Here is a 19672-nt window from a genome sequence, read left to right as displayed (position 1 = left end):
AAGCATACATTTAAAGTTCGTAATTACTATAGATTAGGGGTTATCCATAATGATGAGACAAGAAACTGGGCAAACTAAGGTAAGGTTTTCGATAGGTGCAAAACTGGTTACGATTATATCTATTTTGATCATCCTATCCTTGGGCGGAATTACGGCTTTAGTTACATGGTTCGGCCGCTTGGATGTTCAGCTCACGGCTGAAGAAAACAACCGCACCGTAAATAAGCAGGCTGCATCTTCGGCTGAAAAAGATTTGACGGCATTAAGAGCCAATGCTTCTTTGCTCTTAGATATGCTTAACACAAATGAAAGTTCAAGCTCTTTTTCAAACCGGGTTTCGTCCTTATATTTTCAGAAAAACCCTTATGTAGCTGCAATATTGGTTACGGATTCCAAGAGGGAAAGCGGTGTTGAAACCAAACTTTTAAGCTCTCATTTTTTTGCTTCCAATGATATTGATTTTGACTTGGTAGATGAATTTTTGAAGCAATCAAAGAATTCCTTGCTTCAAACCGAAAAGGGGATAACTCAGGTTTTAAACGCTGCTTGGCTTTTCGATATGCCTATGCTGGTTTTTTTCTATCCCTACACCGAAAAAGGTTTAGCTCAGGGCTTGGTTGTTTTCTTTTCAGCCGAAAAGCTGTCGGAAAGTTTCGGTGCCGGAACAATGCAGACAACCTATCTTGTTAATAATGAGGGCGATGTGCTTGTTCACCCTGATTTTAATCTTGTAAAAAATAAGGCGAATGTAAGTAATTTTCCTCTCTTTATACAGATGCGGGAAAACGGAGACAATGACAGACAGGTTCTTGTAAAAGATGAGGACGGAAAAGAATATTTCGGCTCATATAACAGGCTCTCATTGGGAGATCTTGCGGTTTTAACAAGTGCTTCGGCCGATGTTCTTTTGGAACCTGTAGAAAATACCACAAGGCGGAATATCTATCTCAGTATAATTGTTTTGTCTTTTTCTGTAGTCTTCGTATGGTTCTTTTCAAAATCGATAAGCCGTCCCGTAAAAAGTTTAGCCCTTGCGGCAGACGAAATAAAGCAGGGTAATTACGAAATAGACTTAAAAGCTAAAACCAAGGATGAGCTTGGTCTTTTGACTACAAGCTTTGTCGAAATGGGTAAGGGCCTCGCCGAAAGAGAAAGGCTTAAAGATTCTTTCGGCCGATTTATAAATAAAGAAATAGCCGAGCTTGCTGCCAAGGGAAAGCTGGCTCTCGGAGGAGAAACAAAGGAAACAACGATTTTCTTTTCGGATATCCGTTCTTTTACTTCGATTTCCGAAAAAATGGATCCGGCTGAGGTTGTAGAATTTTTAAATGAGTACATGACCTTGATGGTAGATTGCGTAAATAAAACAAACGGAGCCGTAGATAAATTTATAGGAGATGCCATCATGGCGGTTTGGGGTGCGCCTACGTCTACAGGGAATCCCAAAGAAGATGCTTTAAACTGTCTTCGTGCAGCTCTTAAAATGCGTGCAGCTCTTATATTTTTTAATCGGGGCCGCGGAGGAGATAAAAAACCGATAATCAGAATAGGCTGCGGAATAAATTCCGGGGCAGTGGTTGCAGGGCAGATAGGCTCGCATGAGAGAATGGAGTACACTGTTATAGGGGATGCGGTAAACACGGCTTCAAGAGTTGAAGCTTTAAATAAACCCATGGGCACCGATATTCTTATTACCGAACATACTTACAATTTGGTAAAGGATCATGTTGTTGTTGAAGAAATGCCCTCGGTTACCGTTAAGGGAAAAGCAAAACCCTTACGAGTTTTCGCCTTAATCAATATGCCGAACGAAACAAATATTCCCGGTGCAGGATTAAAAGGACCTAAAAATCTGGCACAAATAAGAAAGGTTCTCGGAATACCTGCCCCCGATTTTTCAAAGGTGGATGTAAATGAAGACGAAAAAAAATACAAGATCCAATCCTAAACTTGATAATAAATTTGCGGACATCTTTGTTGTCCTCATCGCATTATTGATAGCCTGTTCTACCATATTTTTGTTTTGGAAGAATTTAAACAAAACGCTTAATAGAGATAAGCCTTCAATTGCAATTGTAAGTTATAAAGAAAAGAGTGTTCAGCGTAAATTTATAGATAGGGCTGTTTGGGATAGACCTGCCCAATATTCTCATGTATATAACGGGGACACAATACGCACAGCATCGAATTCGGAAGCGGTTATTTATTTTACCGATAAGAGTACGGTAAATGTCGGTGAAAACACCATGATTCAGATTTTTAAGCCTAGGGCCGAAAAAGATGTTTCAGTTCAAATAAGTGAAGGAAATGTTTCGGTAAAAACCGTAGATTCCAAAATGCTTGTAAGGTCCGGAAATGCTTCGCTTGCTATCGAAAAAGAGTCCGTGCTTCACACTTCAAAATCCGGAGAAGAACCGATAAAAATTGCAGTCGAAAAGGGCGAAGCCTCGGTATCTAAAGTTGAAAACGCTCAAGCGGAGGATTCTTCCGATTCGGTTATCGAGTCTTCAGTTTTGAAAGCCGGAACTGTTTTGGTTGAAGGAGGTAAACCTTCCATTACCATGATAAGTCCGTCTTCTTCCGAGAAGATTTTTAATTTTAATAAGGAACCCATAGAAGTTTTGTTTAGATGGCAAAGTTCTTTTCCCGAAATGGAAGACCTGATCTTTGAAATTTCTTCGTCACGGAATTTTAATGCCGATACCGAAAAAGTTCAGGTAAAGGGCTTGAGCGAATTAAAGCGGAGTGTTTCATCGGGAAATATTTTTTGGCGGCTTTATTCTTCTTCTTTGGGGCTGGAAGATGTTTCAGCGGCAAAGGGAAAACTTAGCATTACCGATGCTCCGCCTCCTAAGCTACTAGAACCTAACTTAAATGAAGAATTTTCTTATGTAAACGATTTACCTGCAATAAAATTTTCTTGGGAAGGAAATTCTGCTGCTTCAAATTACTTGATTGAGCTCGCAGATAATGACTCCTTTGAAAATCCGAAACTCAGCCGGCTTATAAATGCTTCGTCGGTAAACCTTAGCGGTATTGAAGACGGAAAATGGTATTGGCGTGTTGTTCCGAATTATATTACGGAAGGTGCTCCTTCTCAAACTTCCGAGACAGGTGTTTTTTATGTTCAAAAGACAAAAAATAAAGAACCCATAGTTTTAGACCTTTCTCAAAATATGAGCGAAACGCTTGAAGGGAATAAGGCCTTTTTTTCTTGGCCGTCAGTACCGGAAGCAAAAAAATATAATTTTCGCATTTCTACAGATGAAAGCATGTCGAACATAGTGTTCGAAAAAGTATTAACTTCAAACTATTTTGAAATAAAAAATTTTGAAAATCTTCTGCCTTCATCCGGCTATTACTGGAATATAGCAGCTCTGGATAAAAATGAAATACCGGTGGGCTTAAGTAAACCCGAAAAAATAAAAATAGGCGGAGAAGAAATTTTTATACGCTCGGTCTTTCCTCCGGACGGTTATGTTATTGCAGATTCTTTTTGCAAAGATACGCAGTTTACATGGAAAACAAATACAAAGGATGAACTCTATTTTCAAGTTTCGTCATCTCAAGATTTTAAGAAACTTGCAGCCGATAAAAAAGTAAATGGTTCTTCGGTAGAAGGTGTTTCCTTGGAAAAGGGTGAATGGTATTGGCGTGTTTTAACAAAAAATAAAAACAATGATTTAAAGAGCGAAGTAAAAAAACTGATTATTGTTCCGCCTCTTTCCAAACCGGAATTTATCGATTTAAAAAATAAAATAATTATTTTGCCCAAGGGAGAAAATAAATTTAAGTGGACGCAGGTTCCTGAAGCGGAATATTACCGGTTTAGGATTACACCTGAAGGTTTAAATCAAAAACCTGTATATGAAAACTCATTTATTACCGGAACCGAAATTGATGTTGATATAAAATCTATTGAGAACGGTTCTTATATAATAAGTGTTCAAGCTTTTGCATCTTTAAACGAAACGGCAGGTAAACGATACGGTTATACAGCTGACCGTAAAATAGAATTAATGCATTTAAAACCTGTTGAACTTATATATCCTATTGACGGTATGAGTATTAGCGGCATGGATGCAGTTTTAAAACCGGAAGTTTTAAAATGGTCCTCCGTTGAAGATCCGGAAACATCCAGGTTAATTTTGATTAAGGTGGGAGAAAAGAATCCTGTTCTTTCTATACAAAATCCTGAGACATCCGTTCAATTACCTCCTCTTGGTGCAGGTAAATATATATGGAAACTAATCGCAAAAACTGCAAAGGGCTTTGATATTTCAAGCCGAAAAGATGCTTCATTTAAGGTTCTTCCTATTCCTTTATTGGAGGCTCCGGATATGCTTGCGCCTAAGCAAGACACGACATTGAATGCAGACTTCTTTAAAAATAATCGAAGTATAAAATTTGTTTGGACTAGGATCCCTGAAGCAGATCACTACCTTGTAAGAATATATAATTCTTCAAAAACGGTTTATAGAGACAGCCTTCCGCAAACCGTTACAGGAAATATTGAATTAAATTTTACTAAATTGAATTTGTTGTCACGTGGTGTGTTTTATATAGAGGTAAGGGCTCAACAAAAATTTGAAGGCACTAATATCGTTCAGGATGGAAAAGCTGCCGTTAGGAAATTTAAGATAGAGCTACCTCAATCAAAAAAAGTTTCTACTGATGAAACCGGAGTTATGTATGGTCAATAGAATTTGTTTTATTTTTTTAGTTTTATTATTTTGCAGACTTGTATATTTATATCCTCAAGAAGCGGCGAAGGCAAGCAACAATGATTCAAAGATTCAAAAAAGCTATTTTATAGAAGAAGGAAAGGAAGGCTCTTCTTTATATCAACACTTGTCATGGGAAGCAATAGATGACATATTGGGTTATGAATTCTTACTTGAAAAAAAAGATCAATCCGGAAACTGGATTCAAATTGATAAAAAAACTTTAAAAAAGAATTCGATAAATGTTTCTTTAAAACCTGGTAAATATCGTTATAGGGTAGCAGTCATTAACCTTCTTAATCAGAGTGAGTTTGCAAGTGAATATAGGAATTTTGATGTACGTGTTGCATATCAGCCCGAAGTGCTGTCCTTATCCATCGAGTCTATATATTTTGATGAACCTGCAGCAGATTATATTATAGTTTCCGGAAAAAATATATTTCCTGAAACCATATTTACATTGACTAGGAATAACGAAAATCCGGTACAATGTGAGGTTGTTGATTCCGATAAGGCCGGTAAGAAAATTAAAATTCAGCTTAACTTTTCAAAATTAAAGGCCGGGACCTATGTTCTTACAGCTAAAGATCCCAGCGGTCTTTATGACAATTCAAAAAGTATAAATTTTAAATTTCAAAAACCTATCGATATCTTTCTTTCTCTGGGTTATACTTTCAGTTATTTTATTCAAAATGAAACTCTTTATAAATATTTTAAATCCAACATTTCCCCATTAGGAGGCTCTTTGAGATTTGCTTTTGTGCCTTTAAAAAGAGCATATGGGCATTTCGGTTTGAGTCTGGGGCTTTCCTTAATGCAGTTGAAAAATAAGCCCGCTTCATATATCTTAAAAACCGGTTTTATCTTACCTCAGGCTAATTTTGTATATATGTTTCCTATAATTAAACGTAGACTTAACTTTGATTTGCACCTTGGCGGCGGCGGTGCATTTATGTTTCAGGCAAAATTTGAATATCCGGGAACCGATATCAAAAGTCCTGCATATTGGTTTTGGTGTCCTTCGGTTAATGCAGGAACTGCCGTGCAGGTTTATCTTTATAAAAAATTATATATTGAATTAAATTTGGAGCATACTTTTTTGTTTAGAAAAGATTTTCCTAAATATGTAATTCAACCCTCTCTTTCTTTAGGTTGGGAATTTTAAGCTATAGGAGAACCGGAGTATTATGAAAAAAATTTTAACTAACTTTTTGATTTTTTTGATTTTGTTTAGTTTAACATCATGTCAACAGCTGATTATCGGAATTGAAGAAACTTTTTCATATTGGGCAAATAATGCAGTCATAATTGATATAGAAATTCCGCCCGGAAGTTTAGTTGATGGTGAAGGGTTTTCCTCTTTACCCTCTAATAAAAATGCACAAATTATTTTTAAACTTCATAATCCACAAAAATTTGATTTTATAATGCCCCATGATTCGGATGCTCCTAATGATATTATCGTTTTTGATGAAAACGTAAAAGGTAAAAACGGCGGAAGCCCTGAGCAGGGAATAGATTATTCTTTAGAGCAAATAGGTTCCGATAAAATACGGCTTGAATACAAAAAAGAATTTTTACTTAAAAATGAACAAGGCAAGACGAATCTCAATCCTAAAATAAACCTGTATAATAAAAAAGATAACAGGAGGTTTGAGCAAAACTACAATTATAAACTTAGAGCTAACACAGTTCCGCCTAAACCGGAATGGGTTACTACAGGGAAAATACAAGAGGGAAATGATTGGTACTATGTTCTGATATTTGAGCTTGAAAGAATTTCAGAATCAATAGATCTTCACGGAGATATATCTGAGGTTCACTTCACTGAGGGTGGTGTCACAAAAGCTCCCATTTTAATAAAATTAACAAATGGGCACCTCTAAAAACCCCCTTTAAAAAAGATTAAAAAGATGATAAAATGAGGTATGAAACAAAAAGGATTATTTGATGAAGAAGATCGTTTAAGAGTATTAAGCAAGTTAGGAGATAGTCTTGAAAAATTAAACGAAAAAATAAATTGGGAAATATTCAAACCACTATTAAAAAAAGCATTAACCAAAGAGTCAAAAGGTTTAGGCGGAAGACCTGCATACGATTATGTACTGATGTTTAAAATAATAATCTTACAAAAATTATACAACATAAGTGATGATCAAACGGAATATCAAATAAACGATCGGCTATCCTTTATGAGATTTTTAGGATTGGAATTAAAAGATAAAGTACCCGATTCAAAAACAATATGGCTTTTTAAAGAAAAACTCATTGAAGCGAGAGTATCAAAAAAGTTATTTGAAAAGTTTGGAAAAGAATTAGCTAGAAATAACTTAATAGGAAAAGAGGGTACGATAATAGATGCGACAATAGTAGAAGCTCCGATACAGCATAACAGCAAAGATGAAAATGAACAAATAAAAAATGGAAAAGTCCCTGAACAATGGCAAGAAGCAAAAAATAAGGCAAAATTATCACAAAAAGACTGTGATGCGAGGTGGACAAAGAAGCACAAACGTAATTATTACGGTTATAAAGATCATATAAAAGTAGATAAAAAAAGTAAGCTTATATTGAAAGCAACTGTAACAGCAGCCAATGTTCATGATAGTAAAGAATTAAAAAATTTAGTTGAAAAGGAAGATGAAAGATTATACGCAGATAGTGCCTATATAGGAGAAGAAATAGAGAGAGTTTTAAAAGCGAAAGGAATAGAAGGACAAATTTGTGAAAGAGGAGCAAGAGGAAAACCTCTTACTAAAAAACAAAAAATCGGTAACAGAAAAAAATCAAAAATACGGGCGAGAGTCGAACATGTATTTGGCTTTATGACAAACTCAATGAAAGGTATATATGTAAGAACGATAGGATTAGCTCGTGCAACATTTTCGATAATAATGATGAACTTAACATACAACTTATGTCGATATTGCTATCTAAAGAAATAAAATGAGGGAGCATATAGGTAATAAAATGAAAAGTAAGGGAACTAAGATAAAGAATCCAAGTTTTACACTAGACAATTTATAAAAAAGCTACTAAAATAATAAATAGGTACACTAAAAAATAGGTTTTTAGAGGTGCCCAAATAACGGCTTCGATGTGAGCGCTTCCCAGGGAAACCTTCTTTCTTCGGATAAATTAATCACGCCTCTTGCAGCTGGAGATGTAACAGGTGACGGCATAAGCGGCTTTAACTCTATTCCTGATGCAAATGCTAGAAAATGGATGCTATGCATAAAAACCGATGCAAAAATCGGAAATAGTTTAAATTATAAGATCAGAGTAAAAGATTTAAGAGGTCTTTACTCTCAAGAAACTTCAGGGGTAACCAATTTAGCAAAGCTTCCCATTCCCAAAATCAAATATGAGGCTTCAATGGCGCAGTTAAATGTTTTAGGTGTTTATACCGACAACCAAAATGATTTAGCTCCTTCGGCTCCAAGCTCCGATAATCCCGTTATTATTTCATCATGCTTTGATGAAACCGTAATTCTTGAAGCTTATCATGACTCATACACTTCCGGTGTAACAATACGTGCCGAGGTAAAATTGTCCAATTCTACTCCCCCGCCTTCAGGTCATACGGGCGATACCGGCAGTGTCGCACTAGATGAAAATAAAACAAAAATCAGATTAGATTCTATTCCGGGAGTGGATGAAATATATGAGGTTAAATTAAAGGCTCAAGCTTCTAATTATGCCGACAGCGACGAAAAGACTTATTACTATAAGGTCAGAAAAGAAGTAAGGACCGGACACTCATCCTGGCATATTCTTAAAACGGCCGTAGCCAATGCAAAAGAAAACGATACCGTTTATATAAACGGTATCATCCTTTCGACGAATGATGTGGGCGACAATGGAGAAATTGAGGTAAATAAAAACATAAATATCCGAGGCTTGACCGGAAAAACTCATGATATAATTGATGCACAGTCCAATAATCATCGAATATTTGAAGTAGCAGAAAATAAAAGCCTCACCTTAACCAAACTCACTCTTCAAAATGGTAAACGCACAGGTTCAACAGCGTTTGATACAGGCGGAGCTATAAAGGCCGGGAATGGCTCCGTTTTAACTCTCGACGATGCCGATATAAAGGACTCGGAAGCCGTTACGGGAGGAGGAGCCGTATATACAGACGGAACCTTAAATATTAAGAGCGGCTCTGTCATAAGCGGAAATAAAACGACCGGTTCAGTAGGTGCAGGAGGAGCAATTAATATTACTCCTTCCGGCAGTCTTATAATGACGGGCGGAACAATAGAAAACAATACCGCCGCCTTAGGAGGTGCTGTCTACAATGGCGGAATCTTTGAGATATCGGGTGCTGCCACGATAAAAGTTGATTCATCCAAAAACGATGTCTATCTTCCTGCAAACAAGGTAATTACGGTTTCGGAAAATTTAACTCAGCCTATTGCAGCTCGAATAAGCCCTGTAAACTATCCTTCTACATTTAACTCTACAATCAAGGTCTTACAAGCAGGTTCCGGCGTTGATCTTTCGGCTCAAGTTTCCAAATTCAAGGTTACCGATTCCACTGACGGCAAAAAGTGGAAGATAAATAATTCGGGACAATTGGAAGAGGTTACTACCGGAGGAAAGACGGTTACAAGTTGGTCAGAATTAAAAAGTGAGGTTGAGAAGACCAGCGGGGGAGCTGAGGTAATTATTGTGGATGGTACACTTACTGCTAGTGGTGACCACGATAAAATTACCGTAGGACGTAACCTCACTATTCGAGGTAAGGATGGTACCGCAATTCTTGACGCCGATAAAAAATGCAAGATATTTAAGGTTAAAAAAAATAATAAACTTATTCTTGAGAGTCTTACATTGCAAAATGGAGATGCAACAAAGTTATCAAAGAAAGAAAGAAATGGAGGAGCTGTTGATCTTGAGGAGCATGCCTCTCTTGAAATAAAATCGGGAGTAATAATAAAGGATAATGTGGCGAATCAGGGAGGGGGTGTATATATAGGCCAAAATGCTGAGCTTTTAATGACTAGCGGAATTATTCAAAGCAACATAGGAAAAGGAGTTTCTAATAAAGCTCATGGAGGTGCTGTCTATGTATCCGGAACTTTTAAAATGTCAGGAGATGCAAAACTAGATCCTTCAGGCGATCATACAAAAGGGAAAAATGATGTTTATCTTATTAACGGTGCTACAATCATACTTACCGGTTCCTTGACCTCAGCTGAAAATCAAATCGCACGAATTACAGTGCCGGATACCAATTATTCTGAGGGAAGACTCGTATTGGAAGCTGAAGACGGCGTTGTTCTTTCAAATGAAGCTAAAAAATTCAAAGTTACACAGAAAGATGGATACAACTGGTATGTAGGTTCCAATGGTAAATTAACAACTACAGCCCCCAGCCCTTAGAAAAGAAGTTTTAAAGCAGGCCTTATTTAAGGCCTGCTTTTTTAAATTCCGCCTTTAAATCCCGGCTATCTTAAAAATAAAATCCATATCGCTGTTCTCTTCGATGAGGGCAGCGAGTTTGTCCAGTTCTTTTTCGATCTCGGCCTCGCTTTGGCCTTGGGTATTGCATTTTTTATCATCGTCTATGAGGCTGTCCTCATCGGCGAGTTCCAAGTGCATGTAGGGGATTGTAGCGATTACGGGAATCTTTACGAGTTCTTCAATCATCTTTATGCCGGGGTCTAAAAGGCTCTTGTCTCCGCGGAATTTATTTATGATCATGCCCTTAATTCTCTTCCTGTCCTTTTCGGGGAGGAGCATTACGGTCCCGTAGAGCTGGGCAAAGACGCCGCCCCTGTCTATGTCGGCAATCAAAAGGACGGGAGCATCGGCCATTTCTGCCATGCCCATGTTTACTATGTCGTTTTGGTTTAGGTTTATTTCGGCGGGGCTTCCTGCTCCCTCGATAACCACAATATCGTTTTCCCTTTCAAGCTTTTGAAAGGTTTCCAGAATTATAGGTTTGCAGGTCTTTTTATACTCAAAATATTCCCGCGCCTTCATCTCTTTTTTTTCTTCTCCCAAAATTATCACCTTAGAGCCCACATCCGTTTTAGGGATGAGGAGGATGGGATTCATTTCGGGGCGGGGTTCAATGCCGGCGGCCTTGGCTTGAAGGGCTTGGGCGCTGCTTATTTTTTTTCCGTCAGCTGTAGTAAAAAAAATCGAGGACATGTTTTGGGATTTAAAGGGAACAACCTTTAAGCCCCTCTTTTTAAAGATTCTGCAAAGGCCTGTACAAAAAAGGGACTTGCCCGCAGAGGAGGTAGTCCCTTGAATCATTATGCTTGCCATTATCTTAAGAAGCCGTCTTATTAAGAGTTATCTTAAAGCACAAAGGCTATAAGGTGGGCGACAAAGCCTGCAAAGAGGCCGCCTATTGTGTGGCTTAAAATAGCCTTGCCCGTCATCTCCTTTGTGTCGAGGGCGTCCATCATTGCAATATGGGTAGAAATATAACCGCTCCAGCACATACAGATGGCGGTAAAGACAGCTATATCGTTTGCGTTTATTTTTCCCATTAAGGACATTTCTTTTACAATGCCGAGGGCGGCTCCCGTAGAACCTAGGGCCGTAATCGGGACAGAAATAGCCTCAGGAGAACTAAAACCGTAAAGGGGATTTAAGATAAAGCTCAGCTTTTGACCTATCCATGGAAGGAGGGCGATTCCTTCTCGTGCTGCTCCCGTGTAGGTGCCGTCTGCACTCGGGCCGTTTGTAAGCATTATAACTATCGTACAGATAATTACTACACCAGGGATTATGGCCATACCCATGCTGACCCCCGATTTTCCGCCGTCAAGCATAGCCTGAATAAACCTAGCTCCGGCTCCGCCCTCACGGACAGGGCGCATTTTTTCGGGGATTGGGTCTACCCTTCTTGTAGAAACCATAGCCTCTGTTCCGTAGCGTTTTTTTGAAAAATGAATCATCAAGCGGACCGAAACTATACTTCCGGCAACAGCTCCGACATTTCCGATTAGGGCTGCCGGGACTGCCGATTTTACGTTTAAGCCCATCATTGCCGTTGTGGTAATCAAGCCCATTCCGAAGGCAGTGCCGAGGTTTGTAAGGGCAGGAAGCTGGTATTGCTTAAAATAGCGCCTAAAATTATCGTCATCGGCAAGGGTTAAAATTGCAGGGTTGTCCGATAAAAAACAGTTTAAGATACCGAGGGAGGAGGCTCCGGGTAAATCGTACAAGGGCTTCATCAGCTTGTACAAGATCTTGTTGATCAAGGCAACCGTTCCGAATTCCGAAAAAAGACCTGAGACGGCTCCGGCCAATACGGCTACCGCCATCAGATACAAACAGATATTGATAAGAAGATCAAAGCCTGTTTCCATCATTGTCTTAATCATATTTACGCCGCCCATAACAGAGCCGACACCGAAAAAGAAGGCAAAAAACAATCCTAAAAAGATAAAGTTTTCTATACCGACTTCTTTTTTATAAAAAGCTTTTGTTTCCATACCTTAAGCACTCCAAAGTAACTGTACCCGATTGAATAAAAGTACATAATATTCGCGAATTATATTCCAACTAAGGCTTTTTTTCAAGCGGGGGAGGAAATGTGAATGAAATGGCTATGAATTGAGGCTCAAGAATTTACACAATTCCGTTTTTAAAGGCAAAGGCGGCGAGCTGTGTTCTATCCGAAACAAAGGTCTTATCAAATATTACCGAAATATTGTTTTTGATAGTGCCTTCAGAAAGCCCCTGCTTATAGGCAATCTGTTTATTGGAAAGCCCTTCAGAAACGAGCCTTATAATTTCTACTTCCTTTTGGCTTAAACCGTACTCGTCTTGAATTTCGGTCAAGGGCCTTAAAATTCTTTCTTCTGTTTCTTCATTGTTTTTAAAAAGCATGGTTTTTGCGACTTCAGGGTTTATAACGATGTTTCCCGAAATGGCAGCCTTGATTCCGTCATAGATTACGTCGGGCGAGCTGTCTTTTAAAAGATAGCCGGATGCTCCGTATTGAAGGGCTTTTTGAATATATTCCGTATCGTTAAATGTGGTGAGAATCAAAATCTTTGTATCGGGAAAATCTTTTTTTATTTTTTTTGCGGCTTCCACTCCGTTACATTCGGGCATTCTTATATCCATGAGGAGGAGCTCAGGCCTTTTTTCTTCACATATTTTTAAAGCTTCATTTCCGTTATTGCCTGTTGCAACAACTTCAATATCCGGATAGGTAGAAAAAATAAATTTTAAGCCCTCGCATATGAGCTTTTCATCGTCTACAATCGCTATTCTCATAGGGCTACTATAACACAGTTTGTACACCTGAATCAAGAACTTAGGTTTTCAAAAGCTCTTTACAGAGTCGGCTTTTTTAATTAAAATCAAAGGGATATTTTTAAAGGGGCTTTGTATTCTATGCAAAATATTATGGATAATTTTCAAATGTGGCTTTCGGAATATTCTGTGCGAAGCGATATTTTTTGGCTGATTAGCGTTTTGGCTTTTTCTTTTATTCTTCACAAAATATTAAAAAAGACGGCAACGGGAGCAATAAGAAAGATTATTTCACGCCTTACGGCTAAGACAAAGAGCAAGTTGGATGACTATATCTTTGATGAAATCCATGTTGAACGCATTTCTTTAATTATCTACATATTTGCCTTTAATTTTTTATCGGTAAAGCTTAGCTTCGGTGCCGCTGTCATGCAAAAGCTTTCAAGTATTATTTTAATCTGGATAATCATAAGGCTTTTGCACGGCCTTTTGGACGGGCTTACAGCCTATACCGAAAATGCCCCTCAGTTTGAAGGCAAGCCCTACCGCAGCTATATTCAGGTTTTTATCCTGATTGTTTATATTGCAGGTTTTATAATTGCTGCGGGAACAATCAGCGGTAAGTCTCCCTTAACCCTCTTAAGCGGAATAGGAGCGATGACAGCCGTTCTTCTTTTGGTCTTCCGCGAAACGATTTTGTCCTTTGTGGCAAGTTTGCAAATTTCTTCCTACGATTTGGTGCGCCGAGGAGACTGGATTTCGGTTCCCAAATACGATGCCGACGGGGATGTTACCGAGGTCGCCTTACATACGATAAAAATTCAAAACTGGGATAAGACGATTTCGGTTTTGCCTACAAGCGACCTTATGCAAAGCGGTTTTAAAAACTGGCGCGGTATGCAGGAAACGGGCGGAAGGCGTATCAAGCGTTCAATCTTTTTGGATGTTTCTTCCGTAAAATTTATGGATGAAGAGCTGAGGCGCAGGGTAGGGAAGATAGAGCTTTTAAAGTCCTATTTTGCCGAGGTTGAAAGCTCCGACATAAGTGCCCAATACGGCAGCGATACCGAGCATCCCTTAAACGATAGAAGGCTTACCAATATCGGAACCTTTAGAATGTACGTTACCAGATATCTTCAAAGCCTTGACACCTTACGAAAGGATTTGACTTTTTTGGTGCGCCAGCTTGAACCGGGAGCTACAGGGATCCCATTGGAGATTTATGTTTTTACGGCAACTACGGTCTGGGGCGAATACGAAAAAATTCAGGCCGATATTTTTGATCACCTTTTTGCGGCTGTCCACGAATTCGACCTTAGAATCTTCCAATATCCTGTGGGCGGTTTTTTGGCAAAAAATTAAAAGCTTACTATTTAGAGGGTTTTTATGGGTAAGAATAAACGGAAGGGCTTAACGCTGTATATCTTTCTTAAATACCTCCTTTTTGCGTTAATCGTAATTATAATTGCAGGCTCCGTTTTTTCTCTTTTTAATAAAAAAGATACCGGTGAGCTTATAAAACCCAAAAGCCCTTCGGAGATCCGCGGAAAAAAAGCTCTTTATGCCGACTTGGGGCGGCTTAGGATTCCTACGGCCGATAAGACATCCGGAACCCTTGTAGTTTTTCCCGTTTTGGAGTATAATTCTGAGGATAAGGCCTTTGAAGAAGAACTTGTTCAAAAAAAGGAAGCTATCCGAAAAAGCCTTATCGATTGGTTTTCGCAAAAAACCGTATATGAACTTTATACCATGCCCGAAAATGAGGTAAAAAAAGAAGTATTGACCGAGGTAAATTCTATCTTGAATTTATCGCGTATAAAGCGCATATATTTTAAGGACTTTGTTATTTTGGAATAAAAATTGTTAAGGGTAAAATTTTGGAGGATTAAAATGAGCGGACAACCTGTTGCTGCTGCACAAATTATTATAGCCGTTGTTCCTATAGTCGGTATTCTTATGGCCGGCGTTTTAATTTTTTTCTACTTATTTTGGCGTAACAAGCAGATAATCTGTCAAATTCAAACTAAAACATATATTCCGATAAAATTCAATTTGTCGGGGTTTTGCCTTATATCCGGAATTCTTTTATTGATGATAGGAAGCGTTTTGACTGCCCTTTTTTCCGTAATAGACGGAGTAAGTTATGTTCTTTTAGGAGGGCTTGTTCCCCTAAGCTGCGGTATAGGTCTTTTGGCCTACTATTTTATCTCATCAAGGGCCGGGAAGGAGAAGGCTAAAGATGATTAAATTTTCCGGTTTCCTCAGAAAAGAATCTCCTGAAGCCTTACAAGACCGCCTCTTATGTAAAGCCGTCCTTGCAGGAAATACCGAAGCCTTCAGCCTCATTGCTGCAAAGTATCAAAAGCGTGTCTACTCTTTGGGGATGAGCTTTTTTAAAAACCATGACGATGCGGAGGATTTTGTACAGGATATAATGCTTAAAACCTTTTCGGCCCTGCCCAAATTCCGCGGCGAGTCTTCTTTTTCTACATGGCTTATGAGGATTGCCTATAATTCGGCGATAAATTCCGTTAAGCGTAAGAGAGAATTCGTTTCAGCCTTTGATGATTTTGAGATAAAAACAAACGATTTAACTCCCGAAGAAAGGCAAATTCAAAACTGTGTAAAAAACGCAATCAGGCGGGCTGTAAACGATCTTCCCGAAAAATACAGAATATGTATAGACCTTTACTTTTTTTACGATATGCCCTATGCCGATATAGAGTCCGTTACCGGAATCCCTGTAAATACGATTAAATCCCATATTTTCCGCTCAAAAAAAATATTAAAGACAGAGCTTGAAAATCAAGGGATTTACGGACAAGAGGAAAGTCCTGAATATCCGGTTTTATTTAAATTGAATTTGGCCTATGACATGTAATGAAGCTATTAACCGTTATATGATGCTTGATAAGCATGAGGCGGTTCCTTTTACCGTTACCTTTCATCTTTTGCGGTGTAAAAAATGCCGCAGCCTAGTCCGTGCTCTTACCCAGGCTTCAAATCTATATACTTCTTCTTTACGGACAAAGGCGGATGAGGTTCTTACCGAAAAAACTATGGTAAAGATTCAGGCTGCTGCTCCGGATTTTTTTAATTTGCAGGCCGAAAAATATCAACTGCCCACCGTAAGTATCCTGCCTTGGGCCCTTGTCGGCATATTGATGATTGTCGGTCTTGCCTATATCCCCTTTACAGGAATAGGTAAATGGGCTGCGGAAAATTTTAAGCTTAGTTTTGTAATTCCCTTTGCTCTTGTTTTTGCCGTCTTTGTGAGCGTTTATTCTGCTATCTTTGTTTACCGTAACCTTGATTTTTTTGTAAAAAAATTCGATCTAAAAAAAGAGAAGGTTTAGTTCCATACGGCCACGGGGTTTATCGTTGCTCCGTTTTTATATACCGTAAAATGAACATGGGGGCCGGTACTTCTTCCTGTAGTTCCTACGGTTCCTATCTTACTTTGAGGTGTAACATACTTTCCTCGTGAAGTTAAAATAGTATGCATGTGTCCGTAAAGGGTTTGATAACCGGAGTGATGTCTTATTATAACATAGTTGCCGTATACATTGCTGTAGCCCGTCGCGGCTACGGTTCCCGGAAGGGCTGCGTAGATGGGAGCACCGTGGTATGTCGCAAGGTCTATTCCGTTATGAAAGCTGCGTTTTCCCGTAAAAGGATCCCTTCTCCAGCCATAGCGGGAGGTTACCCTGTATCTTCCGTGTATAGGAGACTTAAAAAGATCTCCGTTGATTTCTTGAAGTGTTATCCAATCCAGCTTTGCATCAGGCAAAAAGATAACGGAACCTGCTTTTAGAATATTGTTGTCCGAAATATTATTTACCAGAGCAAGTTTTTCCAGCGAAATTTTATAGGTATCGGCTAATTTTTCAGGGGTGTCGCCTTTTTTGGGTGTATAAACGATTCCGTCCATAGATGGAATTTTTAAGAGCTGGCCTATTTGAAGGGTTCTTGTATTTCGAAGTTTATTTACGCTTATAATTGCGTCCTGACTTACCCCGTAGCGGGAAGCTATTTCGCCTACCATGTCGCCTTTTTTTACGGAATATACTATGTAGTCAAGCGGGGGGAGTGTTATATCCGAAATTTCCTTGTCAGGTCTAAAAGTAGGCAGCCTTGTATCTCCTCCTCCCATTCCGTCATCCAATGAGTTTTGAGGCACACTAATAACATCAAACCCGTTTAGCGCGAAATAGGCTGTACCGAGTACTAGGAGAAAAACGATTATACCTGCAAACAAATAGTGATTTTTTTTCATTTAAACCTGCAAAACTTTTTCGATTTGATTATCGGCAAAAAAGTAAATTTTATTCACTCTTTCCAAGTAAATTATAATAAAAACTGCGAAAAATTGCAAGGTAATAGGCAACTTTAATCCTTTTAAGTTGTCTAAATAATTATGAAAGAAGAAAAAATTAAACGCAGATATTCTATAGGTGAAGAAATTGCAAATGCAGTAACCCACGGCATAGGGGCAGGTCTTTCGATTGCAGCCCTTGTGCTTTTAATTATAAGGGCAGCCCGTTATGCTCCGCAGGATTTGAAAGCCGGTTATATTGTGGGTTTTACAATCTTCGGTGCATCCCTAATAATCCTATACCTTTTTTCAACCCTCTATCATGCCTTGCCTTTAAAGGCAAAAAAAGTATTCGGTATTTTCGACCACTGTTCAATCTATATTTTGATAGCCGGAACCTACACGGCCTACTGCCTTTCGGCCCTTCACGGGGCTGTCGGCTGGGCCATCTTCGGTATTATCTGGGGAATGGCCGTTCTAGGCATAGTTTTATACTCGATATTCGGAAGCCGGGTGAGGGTTCTATCGGTTATAACCTATATTCCCATGGGCTGGCTCATCATCTTTGCGGCAAGGCCCTTAAAAGAACAGCTGCCCCTTTTAAGCTTTAAGTTTTTACTTATAGGCGGAATTCTTTACACTGCCGGCTGTATTTTTTACGCAATGAAGAGGGTAAAATGGTCTCACAGCATCTGGCATCTTTTTGTGATGGCCGGGAGCATAATGCACTTTTTTTCGCTTTATTACAGTCTTTAAATTTTTTAGCTTTTTATAGTTTTTCGCTTAACCACTCGTCAACGGTACCTTCTTCAGGATCAAAGCTTACGCCGATAAGGATAATTTCTTTGCTATCTGCCTTGTACCTTTCGGCATAGTTTTTTTCTTTGATTTGTTTTAAGGCCGCTTCCGCATTTTCTTTTAGTTTAAACTCAAAGATATAAATTGTCTTTTCGGTTTTTACAACGCAGTCCGTTCTACCCATTGATGAGGGCGTTTCTACTTCGACAAACTGTCCCATAAGTGCAAAAATCAAGTAAACACAAGCTTGAAAATTATGCTCCCTCAAGGCGAGGCTTTCTCCGCTTTCTTTTTTTACGGTATCGTAGGGAAGACTCGCCATTATCGACTTTAGCCTTTGCATAAACCCGTCTACTTTCCCTGCCTTTAAATCTTTTGTAAACTGAACCACATTAAAAGATGTTTTTATAAAACTTATATTTGAATATTCGGGTAAGAGGTTATACAAAAAGCCGTAACGCACTTCCTCGTTTGGAAAGCCCAGCCTGTACATCCTGTATTCTTTATCGTAATCCTTAATCGTTAAGTAGCCCGACTGAAAGAGTACCGGTATAACCGAGTCCGCACCTACTCTGTAATCCGACAAAAAGGATTCAATCATTTCCACATTTCCATCCAATTCGGGAATGTTGTAGTCCTCTCTTTTTAATTCGTTTACCAAAAAGGTCGGTGTTCCCGTTGCAAACCAATAATCTGCAAATTGTTTTCCATCAAAAACATTGAGCAAACTAAAGGGATTGTATATTGTTTCGGTTCCGTAAGAAAAACAATAACCGTCATATTTTTTCTTTAAAGCTGAAAGACAATCCTCATAGCTTAACTCGTTTCTTTCAGCTAAGGTCTTTATTTCCGGGCGGAAGGTTTCCTCTAACTCTTTTTGAGTTAGTCCGCAAATAGCCGAATATTCAGGTTTGAGACTTATGTCGTTTAAACTGTTTAAATCGCTGAATATGCTTACCTTGCCGAATTTGGTAACTCCGGTTAAAAAAGCAAACCGGAGATATTGATCGGTACTTTTTAATACGGAATAAAAGGCTCTTAAGACAGCCTTGTACTCTGCGTTTAGCTCTTCATTTAGTCCCATTGTTTGAAGAAGAGGTTTATCGTATTCATCTACCAAGATGACAACCTGCTTGCCTGTTTTTTCGTAGGCTGTTTTTATAGCTCTTTCAAATCTTGAACCTAAACTGTCTCTACTGCCGGGGATAATTTCATATTGTTTTTCTATATCTTTAAGTAAAAAATCTAACCTTTCATTGAGTGCTTCCGTATCGGCATACTTTCCTACATTAAAATCAAAATAGAATACGGGATATTCTTGCCAAATTTCTCTTTTTCCTTTTTCGGCTTCTTCAAACTTTTCGATTGCCAAGCCCTTAAACAATTCTTTTTGACCCAAAAAATAGGCTTTCAATGTAGAAAGAAAAAGGCTCTTTCCGAACCTTCGCGGACGGCTTAAAAAGTAGACACGGCCTGAAGAAGCCAGTCTATAAACATATTCGGTCTTATCAATATAGAGAAAATTATCATCACGCAATACCTTAAAACTCTGTACGCCTATAGGCAGTTTTCTACTAAAATCCATCATAGCTAATAGTCTAGC

The 19672-nt window shown here is 38.7% G+C and carries 17 protein-coding genes; 12 read left to right on the top strand and 5 right to left on the bottom strand.

What is annotated here, in order from left to right:
* The first annotated feature begins 49 nt into the window (after positions 1-49).
* From E4O04_RS11835 to E4O04_RS11810, 6 genes are all read left to right on the top strand, one after another.
* On the top strand, positions 50-1948 hold the full coding sequence (locus tag E4O04_RS11835; protein WP_253687036.1) for an adenylate/guanylate cyclase domain-containing protein: 1899 nt from the start codon (positions 50-52) through the stop codon (positions 1946-1948).
* The gene (locus E4O04_RS11830) at positions 1914-4703 is read left to right on the top strand and encodes a FecR domain-containing protein (protein WP_253708193.1); all 2790 of its coding nucleotides are present in this window, start codon (positions 1914-1916) and stop codon (positions 4701-4703) included. Before E4O04_RS11835 ends, E4O04_RS11830 begins: the two co-directional genes overlap by 35 nt.
* Complete coding sequence (locus tag E4O04_RS11825) at positions 4693-5889, top strand: hypothetical protein (RefSeq protein WP_253708191.1); 1197 nt, start codon at positions 4693-4695, stop codon at positions 5887-5889. The genes E4O04_RS11830 and E4O04_RS11825 overlap by 11 nt, the downstream gene beginning before the upstream one ends.
* A 22-nt stretch (positions 5890-5911) precedes the next feature.
* Complete coding sequence (locus tag E4O04_RS11820) at positions 5912-6610, top strand: hypothetical protein (protein WP_253708190.1); 699 nt, start codon at positions 5912-5914, stop codon at positions 6608-6610.
* Positions 6611-6652: 42 nt separating this feature from the next.
* Positions 6653-7669 carry an IS5 family transposase gene (locus E4O04_RS11815; RefSeq protein WP_253708187.1) on the top strand — a complete coding sequence of 339 codons (1017 nt, stop codon included), beginning with the start codon at positions 6653-6655 and terminating at the stop codon, positions 7667-7669.
* Between the two features lie 154 nt (positions 7670-7823).
* Positions 7824-10115 (top strand): hypothetical protein, encoded by a 2292-nt coding sequence (locus E4O04_RS11810; protein ID WP_253708186.1) that lies wholly within the window; start codon positions 7824-7826, stop codon positions 10113-10115.
* Positions 10116-10169: 54 nt separating this feature from the next.
* Here the strand turns inward: E4O04_RS11810 and E4O04_RS11805 are convergent, their stop codons facing one another.
* From E4O04_RS11805 to E4O04_RS11795, 3 genes are all read right to left on the bottom strand, one after another.
* Positions 10170-11009, bottom strand: coding sequence for a cobyric acid synthase (locus E4O04_RS11805; protein ID WP_253730578.1), 840 nt, complete (start codon positions 11007-11009; stop codon positions 10170-10172).
* 32 nt (positions 11010-11041) lie between these two features.
* Entirely contained in the window at positions 11042-12187 is a 1146-nt protein-coding gene (locus E4O04_RS11800; protein WP_253687041.1) for a CD0519/CD1768 family membrane protein, read from the bottom strand.
* A gap of 136 nt (positions 12188-12323) precedes the next feature.
* Complete coding sequence (locus E4O04_RS11795; RefSeq protein ID WP_253687042.1) at positions 12324-12977, bottom strand: response regulator transcription factor; 654 nt, start codon at positions 12975-12977, stop codon at positions 12324-12326.
* A gap of 120 nt (positions 12978-13097) precedes the next feature.
* Between E4O04_RS11795 and E4O04_RS11790 the strand changes: the two genes are divergently transcribed.
* From E4O04_RS11790 to E4O04_RS11770, 5 genes are read left to right on the top strand one after another with little or no spacing between them, the layout of a single operon-like run.
* Positions 13098-14318, top strand: coding sequence for a mechanosensitive ion channel family protein (locus tag E4O04_RS11790; protein WP_253687043.1), 1221 nt, complete (start codon positions 13098-13100; stop codon positions 14316-14318).
* A 24-nt stretch (positions 14319-14342) separates the two neighbouring features.
* Positions 14343-14813: a flagellar basal body-associated FliL family protein gene (fliL, locus tag E4O04_RS11785; RefSeq protein ID WP_253687044.1), complete on the top strand. Its 471-nt coding sequence runs from the start codon at positions 14343-14345 to the stop codon at positions 14811-14813.
* Between the two features lie 33 nt (positions 14814-14846).
* Positions 14847-15203, top strand: coding sequence for a hypothetical protein (locus E4O04_RS11780; RefSeq protein WP_253708184.1), 357 nt, complete (start codon positions 14847-14849; stop codon positions 15201-15203).
* Entirely contained in the window at positions 15196-15837 is a 642-nt protein-coding gene (locus tag E4O04_RS11775; protein ID WP_253687046.1) for an RNA polymerase sigma factor, read from the top strand. Before E4O04_RS11780 ends, E4O04_RS11775 begins: the two co-directional genes overlap by 8 nt.
* Positions 15827-16312 (top strand): hypothetical protein, encoded by a 486-nt coding sequence (locus E4O04_RS11770; RefSeq protein WP_253687047.1) that lies wholly within the window; start codon positions 15827-15829, stop codon positions 16310-16312. The genes E4O04_RS11775 and E4O04_RS11770 overlap by 11 nt, the downstream gene beginning before the upstream one ends.
* Here the strand turns inward: E4O04_RS11770 and E4O04_RS11765 are convergent.
* Complete coding sequence (locus tag E4O04_RS11765) at positions 16309-17232, bottom strand: M23 family metallopeptidase (protein ID WP_253687048.1); 924 nt, start codon at positions 17230-17232, stop codon at positions 16309-16311. The genes E4O04_RS11770 and E4O04_RS11765 overlap by 4 nt on opposite strands.
* Before the next feature lie 141 nt (positions 17233-17373).
* Between E4O04_RS11765 and E4O04_RS11760 the strand changes: the two genes are divergently transcribed.
* Positions 17374-18027 (top strand): PAQR family membrane homeostasis protein TrhA, encoded by a 654-nt coding sequence (locus E4O04_RS11760; RefSeq protein WP_253687049.1) that lies wholly within the window; start codon positions 17374-17376, stop codon positions 18025-18027.
* A gap of 13 nt (positions 18028-18040) precedes the next feature.
* On the opposite strand, the gene E4O04_RS11755 is transcribed toward E4O04_RS11760, so the two are convergent.
* A complete protein-coding gene (locus E4O04_RS11755) occupies positions 18041-19654 on the bottom strand; it encodes an ATP-binding protein (protein ID WP_253710856.1) in 1614 nt (537 codons plus the stop codon).
* Between the last annotated feature and the right edge of the window lie 18 nt (positions 19655-19672).

The organism is Treponema sp. OMZ 799, assembly GCF_024181365.1.
GTDB lineage: Bacteria > Spirochaetota > Spirochaetia > Treponematales > Treponemataceae > Treponema_B.
Note: the sequence above shows the minus strand (reverse complement) of the source record. Positions and strands in the feature narration are given on the sequence as shown.

Coding starts and splice junctions, on each gene's coding strand:
- E4O04_RS11835 (WP_253687036.1), top strand. CDS start 50: ATGATGAGACAAGAAACTGGGCAAACTAAGGTAAGGTTTTCGATAGGT.
- E4O04_RS11830 (WP_253708193.1), top strand. CDS start 1,914: ATGAAGACGAAAAAAAATACAAGATCCAATCCTAAACTTGATAATAAA.
- E4O04_RS11825 (WP_253708191.1), top strand. CDS start 4,693: ATGGTCAATAGAATTTGTTTTATTTTTTTAGTTTTATTATTTTGCAGA.
- E4O04_RS11820 (WP_253708190.1), top strand. CDS start 5,912: ATGAAAAAAATTTTAACTAACTTTTTGATTTTTTTGATTTTGTTTAGT.
- E4O04_RS11815 (WP_253708187.1), top strand. CDS start 6,653: ATGAAACAAAAAGGATTATTTGATGAAGAAGATCGTTTAAGAGTATTA.
- E4O04_RS11805 (WP_253730578.1), bottom strand. CDS start 11,009: ATGGCAAGCATAATGATTCAAGGGACTACCTCCTCTGCGGGCAAGTCC.
- E4O04_RS11800 (WP_253687041.1), bottom strand. CDS start 12,187: ATGGAAACAAAAGCTTTTTATAAAAAAGAAGTCGGTATAGAAAACTTT.
- E4O04_RS11795 (WP_253687042.1), bottom strand. CDS start 12,977: ATGAGAATAGCGATTGTAGACGATGAAAAGCTCATATGCGAGGGCTTA.
- E4O04_RS11790 (WP_253687043.1), top strand. CDS start 13,098: ATGCAAAATATTATGGATAATTTTCAAATGTGGCTTTCGGAATATTCT.
- fliL (WP_253687044.1), top strand. CDS start 14,343: ATGGGTAAGAATAAACGGAAGGGCTTAACGCTGTATATCTTTCTTAAA.
- E4O04_RS11780 (WP_253708184.1), top strand. CDS start 14,847: ATGAGCGGACAACCTGTTGCTGCTGCACAAATTATTATAGCCGTTGTT.
- E4O04_RS11775 (WP_253687046.1), top strand. CDS start 15,196: ATGATTAAATTTTCCGGTTTCCTCAGAAAAGAATCTCCTGAAGCCTTA.
- E4O04_RS11770 (WP_253687047.1), top strand. CDS start 15,827: ATGACATGTAATGAAGCTATTAACCGTTATATGATGCTTGATAAGCAT.
- E4O04_RS11765 (WP_253687048.1), bottom strand. CDS start 17,232: ATGAAAAAAAATCACTATTTGTTTGCAGGTATAATCGTTTTTCTCCTA.
- E4O04_RS11760 (WP_253687049.1), top strand. CDS start 17,374: ATGAAAGAAGAAAAAATTAAACGCAGATATTCTATAGGTGAAGAAATT.
- E4O04_RS11755 (WP_253710856.1), bottom strand. CDS start 19,654: ATGGATTTTAGTAGAAAACTGCCTATAGGCGTACAGAGTTTTAAGGTA.